Source organism: Pseudomonadota bacterium (genome assembly GCA_037200975.1).
GTDB lineage: Bacteria > Pseudomonadota > Gammaproteobacteria > Steroidobacterales > Steroidobacteraceae > CADEED01.
The window spans coordinates 929,608-949,305 of record JBBCGI010000001.1 but is presented as its reverse complement, the minus strand read 5'-3'; the positions used below and the strand labels follow the sequence as shown (position 1 = coordinate 949,305).

Below are 19,698 nucleotides of genomic sequence, written 5' to 3'. Positions count from 1 at the left end.
CGCGATGGGCCTCAGATCACCGAAGCCGTGAACGGCTTGCGACGGCAACCGGGCTTGGTCAACAACATCTGCACCGTGCCGAGCTGGCGTTCCATGAATCCTCCCTCGCAGTAGCAAAGGTAGTATTCCCACAGCCGCACGAAACTGTCGCTGTAGCCGAGCTCGCGCACCTTGCCGAGGTTGCGGAAGAACCGCTCGCGCCACAGGCGCAGCGTGCGGGCGTAGTGAGGCCCTATGTCTTCGAGGTGGAAGATCTTGAAGTCGGTGGCCCTGGCCAGCGACTTCGTCAGCGCCGCCACCGACGGGATGAAGCTGCCCGGAAAGACGTAGCGCTGGATGTAGTCGACCGACTTCAACGCCTGTTCGTAGAACTGGTCCTGGATCGTGATGGCCTGCAGCAGCATGGCCCCGTCGGGTTTCACCAGCCGCGCGCAGTGTTCGAAGTAGCCATCGAGGAAGCGTGCGCCCACCGCCTCGACCATTTCGATCGACACGAGCTTGTCATACTGGCCTTCGAGGTCGCGATAGTCCTGCAACAGCACCGTGATGCGGTCCGACAGGCCGAGCGAATGGACCTTCTGCACGGCGAAGTCGTATTGCGAGCGCGAGATCGTCGTGGTCGTCACGCGGCAGCCGTACCGCTCGACGGCGTGGATGGCGAAGCCGCCCCAGCCGGTGCCGATCTCGACGACATGGTCGGTGGCCTGGAGGTCGAGCTTGCGGCAGACCGCCTCGAATTTCGCCGTGGACGCGACGACCAGGGACGCATCCGGACGCGGGAAGATTCCGCACGAATACGCCATCGTCTCGTCGAGCATGAGTTTGTAGAGGTCGTTGCCCAGGTCGTAGTGCGCGGCGATGTTGCGCGCGCTGCCGTTCCGGCTGTTGCGATTTGCCCAGTGGAACAGCCGCAGCAGCGGACGGCTCGCGAACGCCCAGCGGGAATCCATGCGGTTCATCTGGTCGCGGTTGGCGACGAAGATGCGCACCAGATCGACCATTTCGTCGCAGCGCCACAGGCCGCGGATGTAAGCCTCGCCCGCACCCACGGTTCCCCCGAACGCGGCGTCGGCAAAGGTCTGCGGATGGGTGATGTGCAGCGTGCAGGCCGCGTCGAAGCCGGCGCGGCGTTTGCCGAACAGGTGCGCCGTGCCATCCGGCTCGATGACGCGCAGCTCGCCGTGTTCGAACGATGCGAGTTGTTTGAGCAGCAGTTTGCGGCCGAGCTGCGCCAGCAGCGAGGCGCGCACGGGCCGAGGCATTTCGAAACTGTCCAGCAGGAGAGGCGAGTCCGTGTTCATGGTGGAGTTAACCCGGCTGCGCCTTTCCCTGCGGAAGTGGGCGTTTGGAAGGATGCAAATGGAACGGTGTCCGCTTCCACAGCAGCTTGAGGGCCTGCCAATGAATGAGCGTCACTACCCGTACGGTGATGAACGGAAACTGGATGAGGGCGCGCGCCATCGCACCCGCGGTCATTTCCTGGCGGCGCAGGTTGAGCGTGGCATCGAACTGGGCCGCGCCGTCGCGCCAGTTCTTCATGTGGACGTGTAGACCGCTGCCGGGCACGCCGAAGGTCCACTCGTAGCGCATGTCCATGGGCAAGAACGGCGAGACGTGAAACTGCTTCCCGAAACTGAAGCGGAACGCGCGCCCACCCGCGCGCGCGGCACCGGCCACGGGCAACACGTAGGCATGGCGTTCTTTCCAAGGCGTGTTGGTGATCTCGGCGACGATGGTTTCCACGCGCGTGTCCGCTGCATCGAACAGGTAATAGAAACTCACCGGGTTGAAGTTGTGACCGAAGAAGCGCAGGTGAGTCAGCAGCCGGATCGGTCCGCGCGGCCTCGCGCCAGTGCGTTCGTGCACCAGGTCGCGCACGGCCGTGTCCAGCGGCACGTCGGCCGGCCCGAGAAAATCCGCGCGCCGGAACCACGCCAGCGCGGGCCGGCGCATCGACCAGAACCAGCGGCGCTCGAACAGCCGCGGCAGTTCTGCCAGGTCGATGTAACTCATGAACAAGGCGTAGCGGAAGGTATTGCGGGACGGACCGAAGCGGCGATGCTGGATCGAGCCCGTGTACAGCGCGCTGTGCATCGTTCAGACGGCCTTCAATAATTGGAGTGGGGCGGCGGAGTTGGCGTGGATCGCGCGCGCGAGGTCATCCAGCGCCCACTCCGCGCTTACCACGCCGTCTTCGTGAAAGCCGTGGCGCCAGTACGCCCCGCAGTAAAACGTACGGTTGATGCCGCTGATCTCGCCGCGCCGCCTCTGCGCCGCCACCCCGGCCGGTAGATAGACCGGATGATGGCAGGTGACGGTTGCGAGAATCTTCGCCGGGTCGATGTCGGCCTTGCGATTCAGCGTCACCAGGAATTTCACTGGCGCATCGAGCGACTGCAACACGTTCATGTCGTAGGTCAGGGCGACGCGGTCGCGCGCGCGATTGTCGCGCACGTCGAGCAGGTGGAAATTCCACGCGGCGCGCGCCAGCGGCGTGCGCGGCAGCAGGCTTTCGTCGGTATGCAGCACGGCTTCGTTTTCCTGATACGGGAATGCCGCGAGGATCGAGCGTTCCGCCGCGGAGGCGTCGTCGAGCAGCCGCAACGCCTGGTCGCTGTGACAGGCGATGAACACATGATCGAAGCGCTCCGGCCCGCCGGCCGTGGTGTTCAGCGTCACACCGGCGGCGTCGCGCCGTAGACGCGTGACCCGCGTATTGAGGCGGACACGTTGGCGGAAGGGCGCGGCGAGTTTCGTCATGTACTCGCGCGAGCCGCCCTTGATCGCCTGCCACACCGGGCGATCGTCGACGTTCAGGAATCCGTGCCGGTCGAAGAACTCGACGAAGAAACGCGCCGGAAACGACAACATCGCGCTTTCCGTTGCCGACCAGATCGACATGCCCATCGGCACGATGTAGTGCTCGCAAAACGCGCGCGAGTAGCGGTTGCGCGCCAGATACTCCCCGAGAGTGAGCGTGTCGTCCGTGCCTGCCAGCAATTCGCGGCTGGCGCGATTGAAACGCAGGATGTCCGCGATCATGCGCAGGAACCCGGGGGAGAACGCATTGCGACGCTGGGCGAAGAGGGAATTGATCGACCTCCCGTTGTATTCGAGCCCGGTGCGTTCGTCGCGCAGGCCGAAGCTCATGTTGGAGCTGCGGTACTCGACGCCGAGTTCGTTCAACAGCGCGATGAAACGCGGATACGTCCAGTCGTTGAAGACGATGAACCCGGTATCGACGGCGTAGCGCCGGCCCTGCCAGTCGATGTCGAGGGTGTGGGTGTGACCGCCGATATGCGAACCGGCCTCGAAGACCGTGACGTCATGGTCACGATGCAGTCGCGACGCGACGACCATGCCGGAGATGCCCGAACCGATGACGGCAATACGCATGTGGGACCGGAGGTTGCTGAACTCCTCCTGACATACGGGAGTTCTGCCGGTCTGGATGCACTCGTCGGCGGCCCGCGCGGCCGCCGCTGGCCGTTATTTCACCGGCGAAATGCGGCGCGGATGGTGATCGCGCACCGCGACCGGCACCGCTTTCAGATCCCAGATGATCCCGAGCCACGACATCGCCTTGAGCAGGTAGAACGTGATGTCGATTTCCCACCAGTAGAAGCCCTGGCGGGTGGCGCTCGGGTAATGATGGTGATTGTTGTGCCAGCCCTCGCCGAGCGTGAGCAGCGCGAGGAACCAGTTGTTGCGGCTCGAATCGCCGGTCTTGTAACGCTGCTTGCCGAACACATGCGACAGCGAATTGATGGTGTAGGTGCCGTGCGAGGTGAGCACCGTCGAGACGAAGAAGCCCCAGATCAGCATCTGCCAGCCGTTGGTGTGCAGGCCCGGCGCCCACTTCTCGAGTGCGACGCCGAGGAAGAACACCGCCACCGCCAACAGCACCGGCACGATGATGTCGAAGCGGTCGAGCCAGCGCAGCTCGGGAAAATTCATGAGGTCGCGTACGCGCTTGAGATCCGGCGCGAAGCCCTTCTTCGACAGGAACCAGCTCATGTGCGCGCGCACGAAGCCGTGCTGGATCGGCGAATGTGCATCTTCTTTCTTGTCGGAATACTGGTGGTGATCGCGGTGATGCGCCGCCCACCAGATCGGTCCGCGCTGCACGGCCGACGCGCCCAGCACGCCGAACAGGAACTGCGCCACGCGCGAAGTCTTGAAAGACTTGTGCGAGAAGTAGCGGTGATAGAAGCCGGTGATCGCGAACATGCGGATGAAATACAGCGCGAGGCACACGGCAATAGCGACGGGGCTGACGCCGACCACGAAGGCGAGGAGACACGCCGCGTGCATGAGGATGAACGGCAAGGTACGCACCCAGTCGATGCGGTCGGCGGCCGGGTGATCGGGGGCATCGAAGCTCGACGAGCGGCCCGTGTCGAACCAGTGCAGCACCGCGCGCCCGAGGCGGGCAAGCGGATTACCCATGCTGTGAGTTTCAGCGTTCATGCGTGTTGCGGATTCCTGGGAGCAATACGGCCCGTGCGTTTTAGCGGATGCGGGCCGTTATGGCAAAAGCGCCGGGTGGAATCTTGGCGGATTCCAGCCGGCGCATACCTTGAATTGCTTGGCAGTTAGCGGGCGTTATTCAGTGCCGCAATTCGCTCTTCGAGCGGCGGGTGGCTCATGAACAGCCGCTTCCAGCCCACCGTCGGGCCGCTGCGGATGCCGAAGGCCTGCATCTTCTCCGGCAGCGCCGTCGGAGCCTGGGTGGCCCGCTTGAGCGCCTCCAGGGCGCCGATCATGGAGTTCGTGCCCGCCAGGTGCGCGCCACCGGCGTCCGCGCGGAACTCACGCTTGCGCGAGAACCAGGCGACGATCATGCCGGCCAGGATGCCGAGCACCACCTGCGCGATGATCACCGTGAACATGTAACCGATCCCGGCGCCGCGCTCGTTCTTGAGGATGACGCGGTCGACCACGAACCCGATGACCCGCGCCAGGAAGAACACGAAGGTGTTCATGACGCCCTGGATCAGCGTCAGCGTCACCATGTCGCCATTGGCGACGTGGCTGATTTCATGGCCGAGCACCGCTTCGACTTCCGGGCGGCGCATGTTGTTGAGCAGGCCCGTGCTGACAGCGACCAGCGCATTGTTCTTGTTCGCGCCGGTGGCGAAAGCATTCGGATCCGGCGAATCGAAGATGCCGACCTCGGGCATGCCGATGCCGGCCGTCTGCGCCTGCGAACGCACCGTGTTCACCAGCCACTGTTCGGTTTCGTTGCGCGGCTGCGTGATGACTTTCACGCCCATCGCGGCCTTGGCCATCCACTTGGAGATCAGCAACGAGATGAACGCGCCGCCGAAGCCCAGCACGGCCGAGAACGCCAGCAATGCCTGCAGGTTCAGGCCTTCCTTCGTGAGGTATTGGTCGAAGCCGAACACCGATACCACGATGGACAGGACCACCATGATGGCGACGTTGGTGGCGATGAGCAGGATGATGCGTTTCATTTTCTGGGCAGGCTCCGGTGAGAGGTGCGGCAATTCTGGCGCCGCGCGTGGCGAATTCAATGGCGCAGCAATCAACTGGCAAAATCAGGTCTTTAGCACGAACTCCAGTATCGCCGGGATGTCGTCCAGCGGCAGCTTGATCCCGCCGTACCCGGCCAGCGGGACGCCGGGAGGCACGGCCACCGCCGCGATGCCCGGGTCGCGCAGCGCCAGCGGCTCTCCCGGGCCACGAAATACTTCGACCCGCTTGAGCCATTCGAGTTGCTTGAAGCCCTCGACCAGTACGACGTCGACCGGGCGCAGCTGGCCGAGCAGGATGGGAAGGCTGGCGGGTTCGGGCGAGGAGGCGATGCGCGCCCAGCCGGAGTCCGAGGCCACGATGACCTCGGCGGCACCGGCGCTGCGATGCCGGTGGCTATCTTTGCCGGGGGTGTCGAGTTCGATCTGGTGGTGATGCGTGTGTTTGACGGTCGACACGCTCAACCCGCGGCTCTTGAGCGCGGGAATCAGCTTTTCGATCAGCGTGGTCTTGCCGCTGCCCTGATGCCCAACGATGGCCACGACACGCATGCGGCTCCTGCTAACTAATCAATAGTCGCTGGCCTCTTCGTCCTCGTCGAGGTCATCGTCGTCGTCGTCATCATCGTCGTCTTCATCTTCATCTTCGTCGTCATCGAAGTCGTCGTCCTCTTCGTCGTCGTCTTCTTCCTGCGAATCCGCCCAGCCTTCCGGCTCCTCGGTCAGTTCGAGGTCGAGTTCGTGCCAGGTGTCGAGATCGAGTTCCTCGATCTCGCCGTCGACGTATTCGATCTCCACGAGCTCATCGTCTTCGTCCACGGACAAGACGCGGAAGGTTTCTTCTTCCTCTTTGTTCTCGTACCACTTGCCGGGGGTCGGTGCGTATTCTCTGCTCACAAGACGATGCCTCTTAATGGAGGGCGGAGAGTTTAGGGGCTGCTTGCGAATGCGGCAACGGTGCGTATTGCGTAAGATCGGGCGTCTCGTGAATGCATCGCCTCTAACTCGCGCACGCCGGATCGTGGTCAAGGTCGGTTCGGCGCTCCTGGTCGATCAGTCGAGCGGACAGGTCAACCGCCCCTGGCTCGAAACGCTGGTCGACGACCTGCTGCGCTTGCGCGCGCGCAAGCAGGAGGTGGTGCTCGTGTCCTCCGGCGCCATTGCACTTGGAAGACGCGAACTGAAACTTCCGGGCGGGCCGCTCAAGCTCGAGCAGAGCCAGGCTGCCGCGGCGGTGGGTCAGATTGCATTGGCACACATCTATAAGGAGCTGTTCGCCGCGGCGGGTGTCACGGTAGCCCAGGTTTTGTTGACGCTCGAAGACAGCGAGCGCCGGCGCCGCTATCTCAACGCGCGCGCCACGTTGTCCGAGCTGCTCGAACTGGGTGCATTGCCCGTCATCAACGAAAACGACACCGTGGCTACCACCGAGATCCGCTACGGCGACAACGATCGGCTCGCGGCGCGTGTCGCGCAGATGACGAGCGCGGACTGCCTGCTGCTGTTGTCGGACGTGTCCGGCCTGTACACCGCAGATCCGAATCTCGATCCGGCGGCCCGCCTCATCCCGGAGATTCGCGAGATCACACCGGAAATCGAGGCGATGGGCGGCGGGTCGGCGTCGGCCGTCGGATCCGGCGGCATGACTACGAAGATCGCCGCCGCCAGGATCGCTACCGCGGCCGGCTGCGCCATGGCGATCACCGCGGGAGCCCCGTTGCACCCGGTGGCGCGCCTCGAGGAGGGCGCCGACTGCAGCTGGTTCCTGCCGTCTTCGAATCCGGAGAATGCCCGCAAGCAGTGGATTGCGGGCGCGCTCAAGCCCCATGGCGCCATAACCATCGACGCTGGTGCAATGCAGGCGCTGCGTTCCGGCAAGAGCCTGCTGCCTGCCGGGGTGGTGGCGGTGAGCGGGCGTTTCGCGCGCGGCGATACCGTGAGCGTGCTCGACCGGGCCGGTGTGGAAATCGCGCGCGGTATGATCGCCTACAACGATCGCGATGCCGCGCGCATCATCGGCAAACGCAGCGCGGACATCGAAGCGCTGCTCGGGTTTCGCGGCCGCGACGAGATGATCCATCGTGACGATCTCGTGATCATGCGGGCTGAGCTCGCCGCCGTCTGAATGACAGATTGAGGACTATTCCGTGAACGCCGCCGTCGATCAGCCACTGCCAACCGCCCAGAATCCGGCCGACATCGCCGCCGTCATGAACCGGCTCGGGCGGGAGGCCGTCGCGGCTGCCGCGGTGTTGGCGCTGGCGAGTACGGCCACCAAGAATCTGGCGCTGGCGAAGATCGCCGCGGCGCTGCGCGCCAATCGGGTGGCGCTGCTGGCCGCGAATGCGCTCGACATGGACGCTGCACGCGCCAAGGGCCTGTCTGGGGCCATGCTCGATCGGCTGGCGCTCAACGAGAAAGGCGTGGAGGGCATGGCGCGCGGTGTGGAAGAGATCGCCGCGCTGGCCGATCCGGTGGGCGCGACCATCGCGCAATGGACGCGGCCCAACGGGCTCGACATCGCGCGCGTGCGCGTGCCGCTCGGCGTGATCGGCATCATCTACGAGAGCCGGCCCAACGTGACCTGCGATGCCGGCGCGTTGTGCCTGAAGTCTGGTAATGCGGCCATCCTGCGCGGTGGCTCCGAGAGCGTGTTTTCGAGCCGCGCGATTCATGCCTGCCTGGTGGAAGGACTGGAGGCGGCCGGAATGCCGGCGGCGAGCATCCAGCTCGTGCCGACGACTGATCGCGCCGCCGTCGGTTATCTGCTGTCTTCGATGACCGAATACATCGACGTGGTCGTGCCGCGCGGCGGCAAGAGCCTCGTGGCGCGCGTGCAGGAAGAGGCGCGGGTGCCGGTGATCGGGCATCTCGAAGGCGTATGCCACGTGTATGTCGATCGTGATGCGGATCTCGCGATGGCGCGGTCCATCGTCAAGAACGCCAAGCTGCGGCGCACCGGCGTCTGCGGTTCGGCCGAGACCTTGCTGGTCGACGCCGCCTGCGCCGCGACGCATCTCGCGCCGGTGGTGAAGGATCTGCTCGATGCCGGCTGCGAAGTGCGCGGCGATGCGGCCGTGCAGCAGGTGGACGCGCGCGTCAAGGCCGCCACCGAGCAGGATTGGTACACCGAGTATCTCGACGCGATCATCGCCGCGCGCGTGGTGGATGGCGTCGATGCCGCGATCGAACACATCGCCAAGTACGGTTCGGCGCACACAGACAGCATCGTGACCGCGAACGCGGCCACCGCGCAGCGTTTCCTCGATCGGGTAGATAGCGCCATCGTGCTGCACAACGCGTCGACGCAGTTCGCAGACGGGGGGGAATTCGGCATGGGCGCTGAGATCGGCATCTCCACCGACCGCTTTCATGCGCGCGGGCCGGTAGGCGTGGAGCAGCTCACGTCGTACAAATACGTCGTCCGCGGCAACGGGCAGCTCCGACCGTAAAAGGGGACATGCCTATTTTTCGGCACGGCCGAAAAATAGGCATGTCCCCTTTTACCGGGAGCGCAGCTTGGCGATCTCTGCGAGCGCGAGGCCGTGCTCCAGGAAATAGAGCACCTTGAGATTCACCAGCGCCGCGAAATAGTCGCGCGCTACCGTAGGTTCGCCGCGGGCCCAGTAAGCCTCGCCGACATAGAAAAGTGCCTCGCACAACCTTTCATCCGTGCTCGTATTGGGCTGTTCGTTTCCGGCGCGGTCGCCGTCTTCGATCGGTACGAGCAACTCCGCTTCGGTGAATTCACCGCTCATGTACAGCAGCAACGGCTGCGGCCACCCGGTTCCCGGCGTACGCGTCACGAATTGCGGCTTGGCCATGCCGGCGCGCGCCTGCGCCAGCCAGTACATGAGCTGGCCGTACCCCGCCATCGTGCGATCGATGTCGCCGCTCGCGACGTAATGAAAGCGACCGATGGCGTCGGCCCAGCGTTCCGCGACGAAATCGATGTTGCCGGCGATCCGGTTCGTGCTGATGACTCGCGCGTCGATCACGAGAGAGGCGTTGATCGCCTCGCGGGCACCCGCGTAGTCCCGCGCGTCGAACAACACACCGGCCAGCGCCGCGAGGATGTTGGCGTCGCGTGGGCGACAGGCGTGCGCGCTGCGATACGCGGCCGCGGCACCCGCGAAGTCGCCCTCACCACTGCGCGCCGCAGCGACTTCCCCGTGGAGATCCGCAAACGCCGTCGCGCCGAGACTGCCGGCGCATTGTTCGTCGGGAGGCGCTTTCGCCTGTGCAAGCTGATGCTCCGCCTCGCGCACCCCCGACACACCGGGAGCCCCGCGTTGCACGCCGCCCTTCAGCACGCGTTCGCGCGCCAACTGCAGCAGCGGATGCGCGGATTTATCGTCCTGCGCCCGCGCCACATGCGGCAGCAGCGCGAGAATCGCCAGGGTAAGGATCAACGCGCGCTTCAAACGGAAGCTTTCAGCGCCCTGAGGCCGCCGCGCAACGAACGGCATTCGCGAAAACCCTGCGAACGCAACAGGTCGGCGGCCGCCATGCTGCGTTTGCCGGTCGCGCATACCAGCAGATAACGCCCGTCGAGGTTCAGCGCGGCGGCGCCGGTCAGTAGTTTGGCGGTCGGCAGGTGCAGCGACGGCTGCGCGGGCAGCGGCTCGGCGTCGAGTTCGCGCGAATCGCGCACGTCGACGAGCTGGAAGCCCGCGGCCTGCGCTTGCGCCAACGACGCGAACTGCATTTCGAGATCGGCCGCGGGCGCCTCCACGGGCGCTTTCGCATCGCGGTGCGCGACACAATCCACCGCGCGCCGGGCGCGCAACCGCTGCGTGCTCAGCGTGACCAGATCGAATATCAGCATCTCGCCAGGCGTAAGCCCGGGCAGCCCCAGCAGAAATTTGAGCGCCTCGAGCGCCTGCAGACTGCCGAACACGCCGGGCACGGGTCCCAGCACTCCGGCCTCCGAACAATTGCCGACCAGGCCATCGCGCGTGGCTTCCGGCCACACGCAACGCAGGCAGGGCGAGGCGTCATCGCCGCGCACCATCTGCAGCTGGCCTTCGTATTGATAGACGCTGGCGAACAACACCGGCGTGCCGGTGCGCAGTGCCAGATCGTTGAGCAGGAACTTGGTGCTGAAATTGTCGCTGCAGTCGAGGATGAGATCGAAGCCGGCGCTCAACCGTCCGGCGTTGCCCGCATCGAGGCGCAACGCATGGGATTCGACTCGCACATCCGGATTGAGCGCGCGCACGCGCGCGGTAGCGAGCGTGGATTTTTCCTGCCCGCAATCGGCCAGTGCGTACCAGGTCTGGCGGTGCAGGTTCGAGGGCTCGAGACGATCGCCGTCGACGATGCCGAGCCGGCCGATTCCCGCGCCGGCGAGATATTGCAGCACCGGCACGCCCAGACCGCCCGCGCCAACGACCAGCACCGAGGCGGATCGCAGCCGCGCCTGTCCGGCCGGGCCCACCTCGCGCAGGGCGATCTGGCGCGAGTAGTCAGGCGCGGGCGTCACGGCGCCGTCGTGCCCGTGCAAATGCCGGTGCTCGTCCGGGTGTTCGTGATGCGGTTCATGCGCGCCGGGTGTCGCGCAACGCTCGCAATTCACCCAGCCGGAATCGCCGTTGACGTAGGTTTCCTTCTTCCAGATCGGCAGGCGGTGTTTGACTTCGTCGATGATGAATCGGCAGGCGCGAAACGCTTCGTCGCGGTGCGCGGCGCTCGCGCCCACCCACACGGCGACGTCGCCGATCGCCAGCGTACCCACGCGGTGCACACATGCCGCGCGCGTCACGCCAAACTTCTCGACGGCCGCCGCGACGATGCGCGCGCCTTCTTTCTCGGCCAGTTCGGCGAACGCCTCGTATTCGAGGCGTGTCACCGCGTGGCCTTCGTTGTGATTTCGTACCCAGCCCTCGAAGGACGCGAAGCCACCGCAGCTTTCGTCGCGTACTTCGCGTTGCAGCGCCGCGGTATCGAGCGCCACGGTGCTGAAGCGGAAGGCGCTCATCCGCCCGCCACCGGTGGAATGAACACGACCGCGTCACCGGAATTCAAGGCCTGCGACCAGTCGCCGAATTCCGCGTTGATCGCGACGCGCAGCATCTCGGCCGGCAACGTAAATGGATAACGCGTGCCGAGCTCCGCGTACAACTCGCGCGGCGTGCGCGAGCGCGTGGTCAGCGTCTCGTCGCTGCGGCCCGCCTGTTCGCGCAACAACGCGTAGTACTGCACGCGGATCTGACGCGCGGGCGCGCGGGCGTCATTCAGGTCGGTCATGGCGCGACCATACTCTTCCACGGTATTGACGTTGTCGAGCGCGCGCGCATCCGGTTGCTCGAGCAGTTCGACCGCGGGCGTGTTGATGAGGAATTTGCGCGGGCAGTTCTTGCCGGCGGCGATATGCGCCTCGAGCAGTGGGCGCGCCGCGGGTTCGTAGATGGTGCACAGCGGCTCGGGCAGGCCGTCGTGGCTCGACTTGTAGGCGATGGCGACCAGGCCGGCGCGGCGCGCGGCGACTAACTTGTCGAGCGTGCGCGCATCGAGATAGGGCAGGTCGCAGGCCAGCACCAGCCAGGCGGCGTCCGGGTATTCCGCCAGCGCAGCGCTGATGCCGGCGATGGGGCCTTCCACGCCGCCGCGATCCACGATCTGCGGATGGCGGGCGCGGGCGCCGTCCGCGCGTTGCTCGGTGCGCACGGAGACGAAGGCGCGCGCGACGCGTCCTTCCAGCAGCTGCATCGCGGCGTCGAGCTGCGTCTGACCGGGCCGGTATTCGAGCGCTGCCTTGTCGCGCTGCATGCGCGTGCTGCGGCCGCCCGCCAGTACCAGACCCTGCAGCGGCGCGAGCGGGCTCATGCGCGGGCTTTGCGGCTGGCGCGCTTGCGGGGCGCCGGCGCGCGCGCGAAGTCGCGCTTGCCGCCGGTCTTGCGCAGCAGCCGCACCGGGCCGATCTCGATGTCGTGCGACAGCGCCTTGCACATGTCGTAGATCGTGAGCGCGGCGGCGGTGGCGCCCATGAGCGCTTCCATCTCGACGCCGGTCTTGTGATTCACGGCGACGTTGCAGACGATGCGGATGGTGCCGCGCGGCCCGTCCGCGATGTCGATCGAGCAGCGCTCGAGCGCGAGCGGATGGCAGAACGGGATGATCTCGTGCGTGCGTTTGGCGGCCATGACGCCGGCGACGATGGCCGTGTCGAACACTGGACCCTTCTTCGTGCGATGCCCGGTCTTCGCGAGCTCACGCGCGACCGCCTGCGGTAGTTTGACTACCGCCTCGGCGCTGGCTTCGCGGTGCGTGGCGGCCTTGGCTCCGACATCGACCATCGTGGGCCGGTTCTTTGCGTCGAGATGCGTAAGTTTGGACATGGGGGATTAAAAGGGGACATGCCTATTTATCGAATGGTACCTGCCTGCCTGCGGTGCGCGCGGTCAATAAATAGGCATGTCCCCTTTTACTCAGCCGCCGATGTAGTTCATTTCTATCTTGTGCAGGGCCGCGGCGTCGCGCATCGAGGCGCGCAGCTCGCTGTACCGGTCGCGGCGGCCGGTCCACACGCCGCGGATCAGTTCGTGTATTTCGTCATCCGTCGCGCCCGCGCGCAGCGGGCCGCGCAGATCCACGCCCTGGGTGGCGAACAGGCACGTATAGAACGACCCGTCGGACGAGATGCGCGCGCGCGAGCAGTCGCCGCAGAACGGCTGGGACACCGAGGAGATGAAGCCGATTTCGCCCGCGCCGTCCTCGAATACGTGCCGCTCGGCGACTTCGCCGCGGTAGTTGCGATCGCGCGGCGCGATCGGCCAGCGCGCGTGGATACGCGCCGCCAGTTCGCGCGACGGCACCACCAGCGCCGGGTTCCAGTGATTACGCGTGCCGACGTCCATGTATTCGATGAAGCGCACGATGACCCCCGTGCCGCGAAAGTGTTCGACGAGATCGAGCAGCGTGTGATCGTTCACGCCCCGTTGCACGACGGTGTTCACCTTGATCGGCCCGAGCCCTGCGCGGCGCGCGTGTTCGATGCCTTCGAGCACTTCGGCGACGCCACCGAACCCGCCGCTCATGCGCGCGAACACCTCCGGGTCGAGCGTGTCGAGACTCACGGTAATCCGGTTGAGCCCGGCAGCCTTCAGCTCGGTGGCGTACTTCGGCAGCAAGACACCATTGGTCGTGAGCGCGATGTCCTCGATGCCGGCGAGCGAGGTCAGGTCGCCGATCAGATCGGGAAGATTCGGCCGCAGCAGCGGTTCACCGCCCGTGATCCGCAGTTTCTTCACGCCCGCGCGCGCGAACACGCGCGCGAGCCTGAGGATTTCCGCAAAGTCGAGCCGTTCGGTGGATTTGAGGAAACGGTACGACTCGTGAAACGTCTCGCGCGGCATGCAATACGGGCAGCGGAAATTGCAACGGTCCATCACCGAGATACGCAGATCGTGGATCGGGCGGCGCATAGTGTCGACCGGCGGTCGTGCGCCGTTCACCAGGGGAATCACGTTCTCGCGCGCGTCCACGCAGCTACCAACGGTAAAAACGCGCCACGAATCCCTTCGGATAGGTGTTCGGTCCGGGCGGTAGTTCGACGAAGCCATCGGTGCCGGCGAGCGCGGTGAAATCGCCCGAGCCGTTCGTCGGCGCCGGTTCCGCCGAAGTACGCCCCCAGTCGTCGCTGCGCAGCTTGACCGGTAGATAGAACGCCAGCGGCGCCTTGACGTCCACCGGCGCGGTCAGCGCGATGCGTGCCGGATCGGCCGGCGCCTGGCCCATCGCGGTGCGCAACGCCGGCAGCACGTAGCGCGCGAGGCACACCAGCGTGGAGACCGGATTGCCGGGCAACGCGAACACCGCCGGCCCCGCTTGCGAGACGCCGAACCACATCGGTTTGCCCGGCCGCTGCGCCACGTGGTGAAACACCAGCGACACGCCCAGTTTCTCCAGCACCTTCGGCACCAGGTCGAGCCTGCCCATCGACACGCCGCCCGAGAGGATCAACACGTCGTGGGTGCGCAGATGAAACGTCAGGCGCTGTTCGAGCTCGCCTTCGTCGTCGCGGACGTGATCGTCGGAGACGCGCGTGAAGCCGTGCTGCCGCAATGACGCGGTGATGCCATACGCGTTCGAGCGGCGCACCTGGTGCGGCTGGATCAACTCGCCCGGTTCGATGAGTTCGTTGCCGGTGGAAATGACCACGATCATCGGCTGCGCGCTCACGCGCACGCGCGCCATGCCGGCGCCGGCCGCGATGGCGACTTCGGGCGCCGACAGCCGGGTTCCGGCCGCCAGCAACAGCGCGCCTTGCCGGCAGTCCGAACCGCGGCGGTGCACGTTCTGCCAGGACGAGAGCGGCTTGCGGCCGATCTCCGCGAACGCGCCGTTACGTTGCACCTGTTCGACCGGCACGACGGCATCGCAACCGGCGGGCAACATCGCGCCGGTCATGATCTCGATGCAGGAATCCGGATCGGCCAGCGACTGCGGCGGATCGCCGGCGTTCTGCGTGCCCGCGACGCGTAGCCGCCCGCCGTTGCCGGTGATGGAAGACGCGTTCAATGCGATGCCATCCATGGCCACGCGATCGAACGGCGGCTGGTCGCGCTCCGCGTAGATGTTCTCGCGGAGCACGGCGCCAGCGGCCTGGGTCAACGGCAAGGACTCGATCGGCAGGCACGCGAGGTGCTGCTCGATGAGAGTCTCGGCCTGGGCAGGCGTCAACATGAGACTGGCTCCTTGTTACGCCATGCGCACAGCCGGCGTCAGGAAGCCTTCTTCTCCGCCTGGTTCTTCGCCTTCCAGGCGCGCAGCTGTTCATTGAAGCGCGCCGCCACGGCCGTCACTTCTTCGACGGCGGCGTTGTGCTTCTGACTCTGCACGCGCTCCATCTCGGCCTTCTGATCCGCCGTCGCATCCGTCTGCGAGGCGACCTTTGCGTCGAACTCCGACTTGATGCAGGTGAGATAGGTCTCGATGTCCGCGTTGTACTTCTCGACCGCATGTTTGGCGGTCAGCATCTCTTCCTTGGTCGCCTGCGTGCCGTCCGGAAACTTGCCGGGAGCGATCGGATAGTCACAGGCGGCAAAGGCTTGTGTGCCGGCGAGAGCTCCCACCAGGAGGAGGGCATTGAACACGTGCTTCATGAATCGAATCCCCGGGTAATGAATTTGCGAGAGGCGCTATCTTAGAGGCGCTCCAAGCTGACTGTCTCGCCTTTCAGTTTCGAAAATGCGCGCCGAATCGCAGGACTCGCGGGCGTAGGACTTAATGAGGCTTCGGCTTCAGCTGCGGTTCAGCTTGGCCGAGTAGTAGTCCGGGTAGTCCGGCGTCAAACCCTTGAATCGCCGGTGAATCCACAGGTATTGATCGGGCACGCGCCGCACTTCCGCCTCGACGATGCGATTGAAGCGCTCTGTGTCGGCCACCGGGTCGTCGGTGGGGAAGTTGTCGAGCGGCGGGTGGATCGTGCCGCGATAACCCCCGCCCGGCAGCCGCTCGAAGAAATACGGCAGCACCAGCGCTTGGGTCATTCCGGCGATGCGGGAAGTCGCGGTGTTGGTGGCGGCGGGGATGCCGAACAGCTTCACCATCTCGGCGCCCTTCTTGCGAAAGCTCTGGTCGGGCGCGTACCAGACCACGTCGCCGTCCTTGAGCGCCTTGATGAGCGTACGCACGTCATCGCGCGGAATGGCGCGCCGGGTCTGCACGGCACGGCGCGAGTGGACGAACTCGCCGATCAGTTCGTTCTTGGTCGGGCGGTACATCACGTTGAGCGGCATACGCGCCGCCAGGGCGCGGCAGCCGATCTCGATGGAATTGAAATGGGCGGAGAGCAGCAACACGCCGCGGCCGGTGGCCTGGGCGGCCTTGAGGTGCTCGAGGCCGGTCATCAGCGTGATGTGGCGGATGCGTTCGTTCGACGACCACCAGCTGATCGCGGTTTCGAACAACGCGTTTCCCAGGCCTGCGAAGTGTTCGCGCAGGATTTTCCGTTTCGTCGCGGCGTCGAGCTCGGGCAGGCACAACTCGATGTTGCGCCGGGCGATGCGTTTGAACGAGGTGGGGAACAGATAGAAGAACCGCCCAACACCGCGGCCGAGTAGATAGAGCAGGCCGTGCGGCAACGGCTCGAACACGCGCAGGATGCCGAGGCCGAGCCAGGTCGGCCAGTACCTGGGATGCAGGAAGGCGGCTTTCACGGACGCGGCCGTCTGCTCGCGCCGCTCACGCCTTGAACGTGAAGCTCATGAACGAGCGGTGCGTCTCGCCGGGCCGCAGGATGCTGTTCGGGAAGTTCGCGTGATTCGGCGCGTCCGGGAAATTCTCGGGCTCGATGCAGATCGCGTGTAACCCCGGATAGGCGGTGGTGAGGTGGTAGGCGCCATACACCTGCACGCCGGGCAGGTTGGTGCGCACCATCATGCGTACGCCGCTGGCGGGTGAATACAGATCGGCGGCCACGCGCGCATCCTTGTCGAGCACCCAGCAATGGTCGAAGCCGCCGGTCAGCGCGATCTGCGGATGCGCGGCGGGCGGCGGGACGCGCACGGTCTTCGCGCGCCGGAAGTCGAACGGGGTGCCCGCCACCGGCGCGATTTCGCCGGTCGGGACGCGCGCCTCGTTGATGGGTAGATAGTGGCTGGCGGTCAGCATGAGGCGCTGCTCGTCGATCGGACGCTGCGGGTCGCCCGAGATGTTGAAGTAGGGATGCCAGGTGAAGTTGATCGGCGTCGGCGCGTCGGCGGTCGCTTCGTAGGCCAGCGTCAGTGTGTTGTCGTAGATGCTGATGAGCGCGGTGACGTCGAGATTGCCGGGGAAACCGTTGCTGCCGGCCGGCGAGTGATGTCCGAGCTTGACGTAGCTGTTGCGGCCGCCGCCACTGCCGAGCACTTTCCACAGGTACTTGCCGAAACCGACATCGCCGCCGTGCAGTGTGTTGGGACCGTTGTTGGCGGTCAGTTTGTATTTTTCTCCGTCCAGCTCGAACGCGGCGCCGGCGATGCGATTGCCGTAGCGGCCGACCAGCTGGCCCAGATAAGAAGTGTCCTTGAGGTAGGCCGGCAGGTCGGGCAGCGACAACACCAGCGGAATACGTTTGCCTTTCACGGGCAACGACAGGCCGCGCAGCGTGCCACCCAAGGTGAGGATTTCGGCCTGCAGACCCTGTTCCGAGCCCAGGCTATAGACATCGACTTCATTGCCGTCGGGCAGCCGGCCGAAATTGCGGACCATGCCGCCCTTCATGCCTTCCTGCGCGTACGCCCCGCGAAAAGCCGCTGCGACTGGCAGCAGGGCAAGAGCAAAGCTCCGACGACGTTCCTGGTCCACCATGAGCTCTGACTCCCGACAAACGCGATGAGGGTCTGGATGATGCCGAGAATCAGCACGCCGAACAACGTTCCCGCCACGTTGCGCACGCTTCAATACTTGCGCGACGGAAGGGCCTGCCTCGCCGTTTCCATGGTGAAAACCTGGTCGTCGAGGACGCTCCTCTTGGGGATCGCCCGCCCGGCGACTACTTCGGTGACCGAAGTCATCAGCTGCGGCCCCAGCAATGGGTTGCACTCGATCGTCGCGTTCAGCTTGCCGGCGATCATCGCCTCGAATGCGCCTTTCACCGCATCGATCGACACGATCACGATCTCGCTACCCGGGTGTTTGCCGGCCGCTTCGAGTGCCTGGATCGCGCCGAGGGCCATGTCGTCGTTGTGCGCGAACAGCAAGTGGATAGGCTTCTGTTCCGCCTCGAGGAAGGCGGCCATCACTTCCTTGCCCCCGTCCCGCGTGAAGTCCCCGCGCAGCGAACGGATGATCTTCAGCTGCGGGTTCGCGGCGATGATTTCCTCGAAACCCTTCTGGCGATCGTTCGCCGGCGCGGATCCGGCCGTGCCCTGCAGCTCGACGATGTTCACGTCGCCTCTGGCGTCCTTGAATTTTTCGACGACCCAGCGCCCGGCCTTGCGGCCTTGCTCGACGAAGTCCGAGCCGATGAATCCGACATAGAGAGAGGAGTCGGAGGCTACTGCGCGATCGGTGACGATCACCGGAATGTTCGCGGCCTTCGCTTCCCGCAACACGGTGTCCCAGCCGGTTTCGACCACCGGCGAGAACGCGATCACGTCCACCTTCTCGGCGATGAAGGTTCGCAATGCCGCGAGCTGGTTTTCCTGCTGCTGCCGCGCGTCGGAAAAATGCAGGTCGATGTTGCTGGTGGCGGCCGCGGATCTGATCGACTCCGTGTTCACCCTGCGCCATTCGCTTTCGGCGCCGATCTGGCTGAAGCCGAGGACGATGCGTTCGTCTTGCTTCTCGCGTGCGCAGGCCGTGAGCAACACGCCAGCCAGGAAGAGCAGGGCCGGTCTCACAACCAGCCCGCGTCGACGATGTACTCCTGCGCCGAACACGCGCGCGCATCGTCGGAGGCGAGGAACAGCGCCATCGCCGTGACATCCTCCGGTAGCACCTTGTCGGGCAGCACCTGGTTGCGTTTGATCTCGAGCTCGCCCTCGGGGTTCAGCCATTTTTCGATCTGCCGCTCGGTCATGATCCAGCCCGGCGTGATCACATTGACGCGTATGCGGTGTTCGCCGAGCTCCGCGGCGAGGCCGCGCGTGAGCCCGATCACCGACGATTTCGCCGTCGTGTACACCGGCATGTTGCGGCCCTTCGCGCCGTAGGAGTTGGAGCCGAAGTTGATGATCGAGCCGCCGCCCAGTTTCTTCATGCCGGGCACGACGGCCTGGATGGCGAAGAACGCGGGACGCTGATTCACGGCTATGCGTGCGTCGTAATAAGCGGGAGTGACGTCCATGAGCGAATGACGGTCGTCGTTCGCCACGTTGTTGATGAGAACGTGGAAGTCGCCCACGGCTTGGGCCGCTTCACGGATCGCGTTTTGCAACGAACCGATATCGGTGACGTCCACCTTGCGATACCACGGGCGGGGCAGGCCCGCGGTTTCGATCTTTTGTACCAGGGCTTGTGAGGGCGCTTCGGCGTAATCGACGAAGGCAACCCGCGCTCCCTGTCGCGCAAACGATTCGGTCAGACAGCCGCCGATACCCGAGCCGCCTCCGGTGATGAAAACGCTGCGGCCGCGAAGGCTGGGATAGCTGGCAGCAGTGGAAGAGTCGCGTCGATCGGCGGGCATGCGAAGCCTCGTGAAGGTAGCAGGACCAGATAAGGCGCTGGAGTATAGATATTCCGGTGTAGCTTGTGCGAAGGTGCGGAGCGGCAGAAA

The 19,698-nt window shown here is 65.3% G+C and carries 20 protein-coding genes and 1 pseudogene; 2 read left to right on the top strand and 19 right to left on the bottom strand.

Features of this window, described 5'->3' with window-relative positions; all coding sequences use genetic code 11:
* Positions 1-11 precede the first annotated feature (11 nt).
* The 7 genes from WDO72_04235 to WDO72_04205 form a co-directional block, all read right to left on the bottom strand.
* Positions 12-1,262, bottom strand: coding sequence for a cyclopropane-fatty-acyl-phospholipid synthase family protein (locus WDO72_04235; protein MEJ0084861.1), 1,251 nt, complete (start codon positions 1,260-1,262; stop codon positions 12-14).
* 46 nt (positions 1,263-1,308) lie between these two features.
* On the bottom strand, positions 1,309-2,094 hold the full coding sequence (locus tag WDO72_04230) for a DUF1365 domain-containing protein (GenBank protein ID MEJ0084860.1): 786 nt from the start codon (positions 2,092-2,094) through the stop codon (positions 1,309-1,311).
* A gap of 3 nt (positions 2,095-2,097) precedes the next feature.
* Positions 2,098-3,396, bottom strand: a complete 1,299-nt coding sequence (locus tag WDO72_04225; protein MEJ0084859.1) for an FAD-dependent oxidoreductase — start codon at positions 3,394-3,396, stop codon at positions 2,098-2,100.
* Positions 3,397-3,489: 93 nt separating this feature from the next.
* Positions 3,490-4,470: an acyl-CoA desaturase gene (locus tag WDO72_04220; GenBank protein ID MEJ0084858.1), complete on the bottom strand. Its 981-nt coding sequence runs from the start codon at positions 4,468-4,470 to the stop codon at positions 3,490-3,492.
* 125 nt (positions 4,471-4,595) lie between these two features.
* Positions 4,596-5,477, bottom strand: coding sequence for a protease HtpX (gene htpX, locus WDO72_04215; GenBank protein ID MEJ0084857.1), 882 nt, complete (start codon positions 5,475-5,477; stop codon positions 4,596-4,598).
* A gap of 84 nt (positions 5,478-5,561) precedes the next feature.
* A complete protein-coding gene (gene mobB / locus WDO72_04210) occupies positions 5,562-6,047 on the bottom strand; it encodes a molybdopterin-guanine dinucleotide biosynthesis protein B (protein ID MEJ0084856.1) in 486 nt (161 codons plus the stop codon).
* 18 nt (positions 6,048-6,065) lie between these two features.
* A complete protein-coding gene (locus WDO72_04205) occupies positions 6,066-6,392 on the bottom strand; it encodes a DUF6763 family protein (GenBank protein ID MEJ0084855.1) in 327 nt (108 codons plus the stop codon).
* Positions 6,393-6,441: 49 nt separating this feature from the next.
* Between WDO72_04205 and proB the strand changes: the two genes are divergently transcribed.
* Together proB and WDO72_04195 are read left to right on the top strand one after the other, a co-directional pair.
* The gene (gene proB, locus WDO72_04200; GenBank protein ID MEJ0084854.1) at positions 6,442-7,620 is read left to right on the top strand and encodes a glutamate 5-kinase; all 1,179 of its coding nucleotides are present in this window, start codon (positions 6,442-6,444) and stop codon (positions 7,618-7,620) included.
* Positions 7,621-7,705: 85 nt separating this feature from the next.
* A complete protein-coding gene (locus WDO72_04195) occupies positions 7,706-8,947 on the top strand; it encodes a glutamate-5-semialdehyde dehydrogenase (GenBank protein ID MEJ0084853.1) in 1,242 nt (413 codons plus the stop codon).
* A gap of 51 nt (positions 8,948-8,998) precedes the next feature.
* On the opposite strand, the gene WDO72_04190 is transcribed toward WDO72_04195, so the two are convergent.
* The 12 genes and pseudogenes from WDO72_04190 to WDO72_04135 all read right to left on the bottom strand — a co-directional run bounded on the left by WDO72_04190 (position 8,999) and on the right by WDO72_04135 (position 19,608).
* Positions 8,999-9,907, bottom strand: a complete 909-nt coding sequence (locus WDO72_04190) for a tetratricopeptide repeat protein (protein MEJ0084852.1) — start codon at positions 9,905-9,907, stop codon at positions 8,999-9,001.
* 8 nt (positions 9,908-9,915) lie between these two features.
* Entirely contained in the window at positions 9,916-11,475 is a 1,560-nt protein-coding gene (locus WDO72_04185) for a ThiF family adenylyltransferase (protein ID MEJ0084851.1), read from the bottom strand.
* Positions 11,472-12,323: an NTP transferase domain-containing protein gene (locus WDO72_04180; GenBank protein ID MEJ0084850.1), complete on the bottom strand. Its 852-nt coding sequence runs from the start codon at positions 12,321-12,323 to the stop codon at positions 11,472-11,474. Before WDO72_04180 ends, WDO72_04185 begins: the two co-directional genes overlap by 4 nt.
* Complete coding sequence (gene moaC, locus WDO72_04175; GenBank protein ID MEJ0084849.1) at positions 12,320-12,835, bottom strand: cyclic pyranopterin monophosphate synthase MoaC; 516 nt, start codon at positions 12,833-12,835, stop codon at positions 12,320-12,322. The genes WDO72_04180 and moaC overlap by 4 nt, the downstream gene beginning before the upstream one ends.
* A gap of 90 nt (positions 12,836-12,925) precedes the next feature.
* Entirely contained in the window at positions 12,926-13,921 is a 996-nt protein-coding gene (gene moaA / locus WDO72_04170) for a GTP 3',8-cyclase MoaA (GenBank protein ID MEJ0084848.1), read from the bottom strand.
* 64 nt (positions 13,922-13,985) lie between these two features.
* Positions 13,986-15,182, bottom strand: a complete 1,197-nt coding sequence (locus WDO72_04165) for a molybdopterin molybdotransferase MoeA (GenBank protein MEJ0084847.1) — start codon at positions 15,180-15,182, stop codon at positions 13,986-13,988.
* Positions 15,183-15,220: 38 nt separating this feature from the next.
* On the bottom strand, positions 15,221-15,601 hold the full coding sequence (locus WDO72_04160; GenBank protein ID MEJ0084846.1) for a hypothetical protein: 381 nt from the start codon (positions 15,599-15,601) through the stop codon (positions 15,221-15,223).
* 138 nt (positions 15,602-15,739) lie between these two features.
* Positions 15,740-16,657, bottom strand: coding sequence for an LpxL/LpxP family Kdo(2)-lipid IV(A) lauroyl/palmitoleoyl acyltransferase (gene lpxL, locus WDO72_04155; protein MEJ0084845.1), 918 nt, complete (start codon positions 16,655-16,657; stop codon positions 15,740-15,742).
* Between the two features lie 25 nt (positions 16,658-16,682).
* Positions 16,683-17,690, bottom strand: a complete 1,008-nt coding sequence (locus WDO72_04150; protein MEJ0084844.1) for an aldose epimerase family protein — start codon at positions 17,688-17,690, stop codon at positions 16,683-16,685.
* An 8-nt stretch (positions 17,691-17,698) separates the two neighbouring features.
* Positions 17,699-17,866: pseudogene (locus WDO72_04145) on the bottom strand (sugar ABC transporter permease YjfF).
* 12 nt (positions 17,867-17,878) lie between these two features.
* Positions 17,879-18,811, bottom strand: coding sequence for an ABC transporter substrate-binding protein (locus WDO72_04140; protein ID MEJ0084843.1), 933 nt, complete (start codon positions 18,809-18,811; stop codon positions 17,879-17,881).
* Between the two features lie 8 nt (positions 18,812-18,819).
* Positions 18,820-19,608 (bottom strand): SDR family oxidoreductase, encoded by a 789-nt coding sequence (locus WDO72_04135; GenBank protein ID MEJ0084842.1) that lies wholly within the window; start codon positions 19,606-19,608, stop codon positions 18,820-18,822.
* Between the last annotated feature and the right edge of the window lie 90 nt (positions 19,609-19,698).

Excerpts from the sequence above, each read along its gene's own strand:
- WDO72_04235 (MEJ0084861.1), bottom strand. The coding sequence starts at position 1,262 with ATGCCTCGGCCCGTGCGCGCCTCGCTGCTGGCGCAGCTCGGCCGCAAA.
- WDO72_04230 (MEJ0084860.1), bottom strand. The coding sequence starts at position 2,094 with ATGCACAGCGCGCTGTACACGGGCTCGATCCAGCATCGCCGCTTCGGT.
- WDO72_04225 (MEJ0084859.1), bottom strand. The coding sequence starts at position 3,396 with ATGCGTATTGCCGTCATCGGTTCGGGCATCTCCGGCATGGTCGTCGCG.
- WDO72_04220 (MEJ0084858.1), bottom strand. The coding sequence starts at position 4,470 with ATGAACGCTGAAACTCACAGCATGGGTAATCCGCTTGCCCGCCTCGGG.
- htpX (MEJ0084857.1), bottom strand. The coding sequence starts at position 5,477 with ATGAAACGCATCATCCTGCTCATCGCCACCAACGTCGCCATCATGGTG.
- mobB (MEJ0084856.1), bottom strand. The coding sequence starts at position 6,047 with ATGCGTGTCGTGGCCATCGTTGGGCATCAGGGCAGCGGCAAGACCACG.
- proB (MEJ0084854.1), top strand. The coding sequence starts at position 6,442 with ATGCGGCAACGGTGCGTATTGCGTAAGATCGGGCGTCTCGTGAATGCA.
- WDO72_04195 (MEJ0084853.1), top strand. The coding sequence starts at position 7,706 with ATGAACCGGCTCGGGCGGGAGGCCGTCGCGGCTGCCGCGGTGTTGGCG.
- WDO72_04185 (MEJ0084851.1), bottom strand. The coding sequence starts at position 11,475 with ATGAGCGCCTTCCGCTTCAGCACCGTGGCGCTCGATACCGCGGCGCTG.
- WDO72_04180 (MEJ0084850.1), bottom strand. The coding sequence starts at position 12,323 with ATGAGCCCGCTCGCGCCGCTGCAGGGTCTGGTACTGGCGGGCGGCCGC.
- moaC (MEJ0084849.1), bottom strand. The coding sequence starts at position 12,835 with ATGTCCAAACTTACGCATCTCGACGCAAAGAACCGGCCCACGATGGTC.
- moaA (MEJ0084848.1), bottom strand. The coding sequence starts at position 13,921 with ATGCGCCGCCCGATCCACGATCTGCGTATCTCGGTGATGGACCGTTGC.
- WDO72_04165 (MEJ0084847.1), bottom strand. The coding sequence starts at position 15,182 with ATGTTGACGCCTGCCCAGGCCGAGACTCTCATCGAGCAGCACCTCGCG.
- WDO72_04160 (MEJ0084846.1), bottom strand. The coding sequence starts at position 15,601 with ATGAAGCACGTGTTCAATGCCCTCCTCCTGGTGGGAGCTCTCGCCGGC.
- WDO72_04150 (MEJ0084844.1), bottom strand. The coding sequence starts at position 17,690 with ATGGTCCGCAATTTCGGCCGGCTGCCCGACGGCAATGAAGTCGATGTC.
- WDO72_04135 (MEJ0084842.1), bottom strand. The coding sequence starts at position 19,608 with ATGCCCGCCGATCGACGCGACTCTTCCACTGCTGCCAGCTATCCCAGC.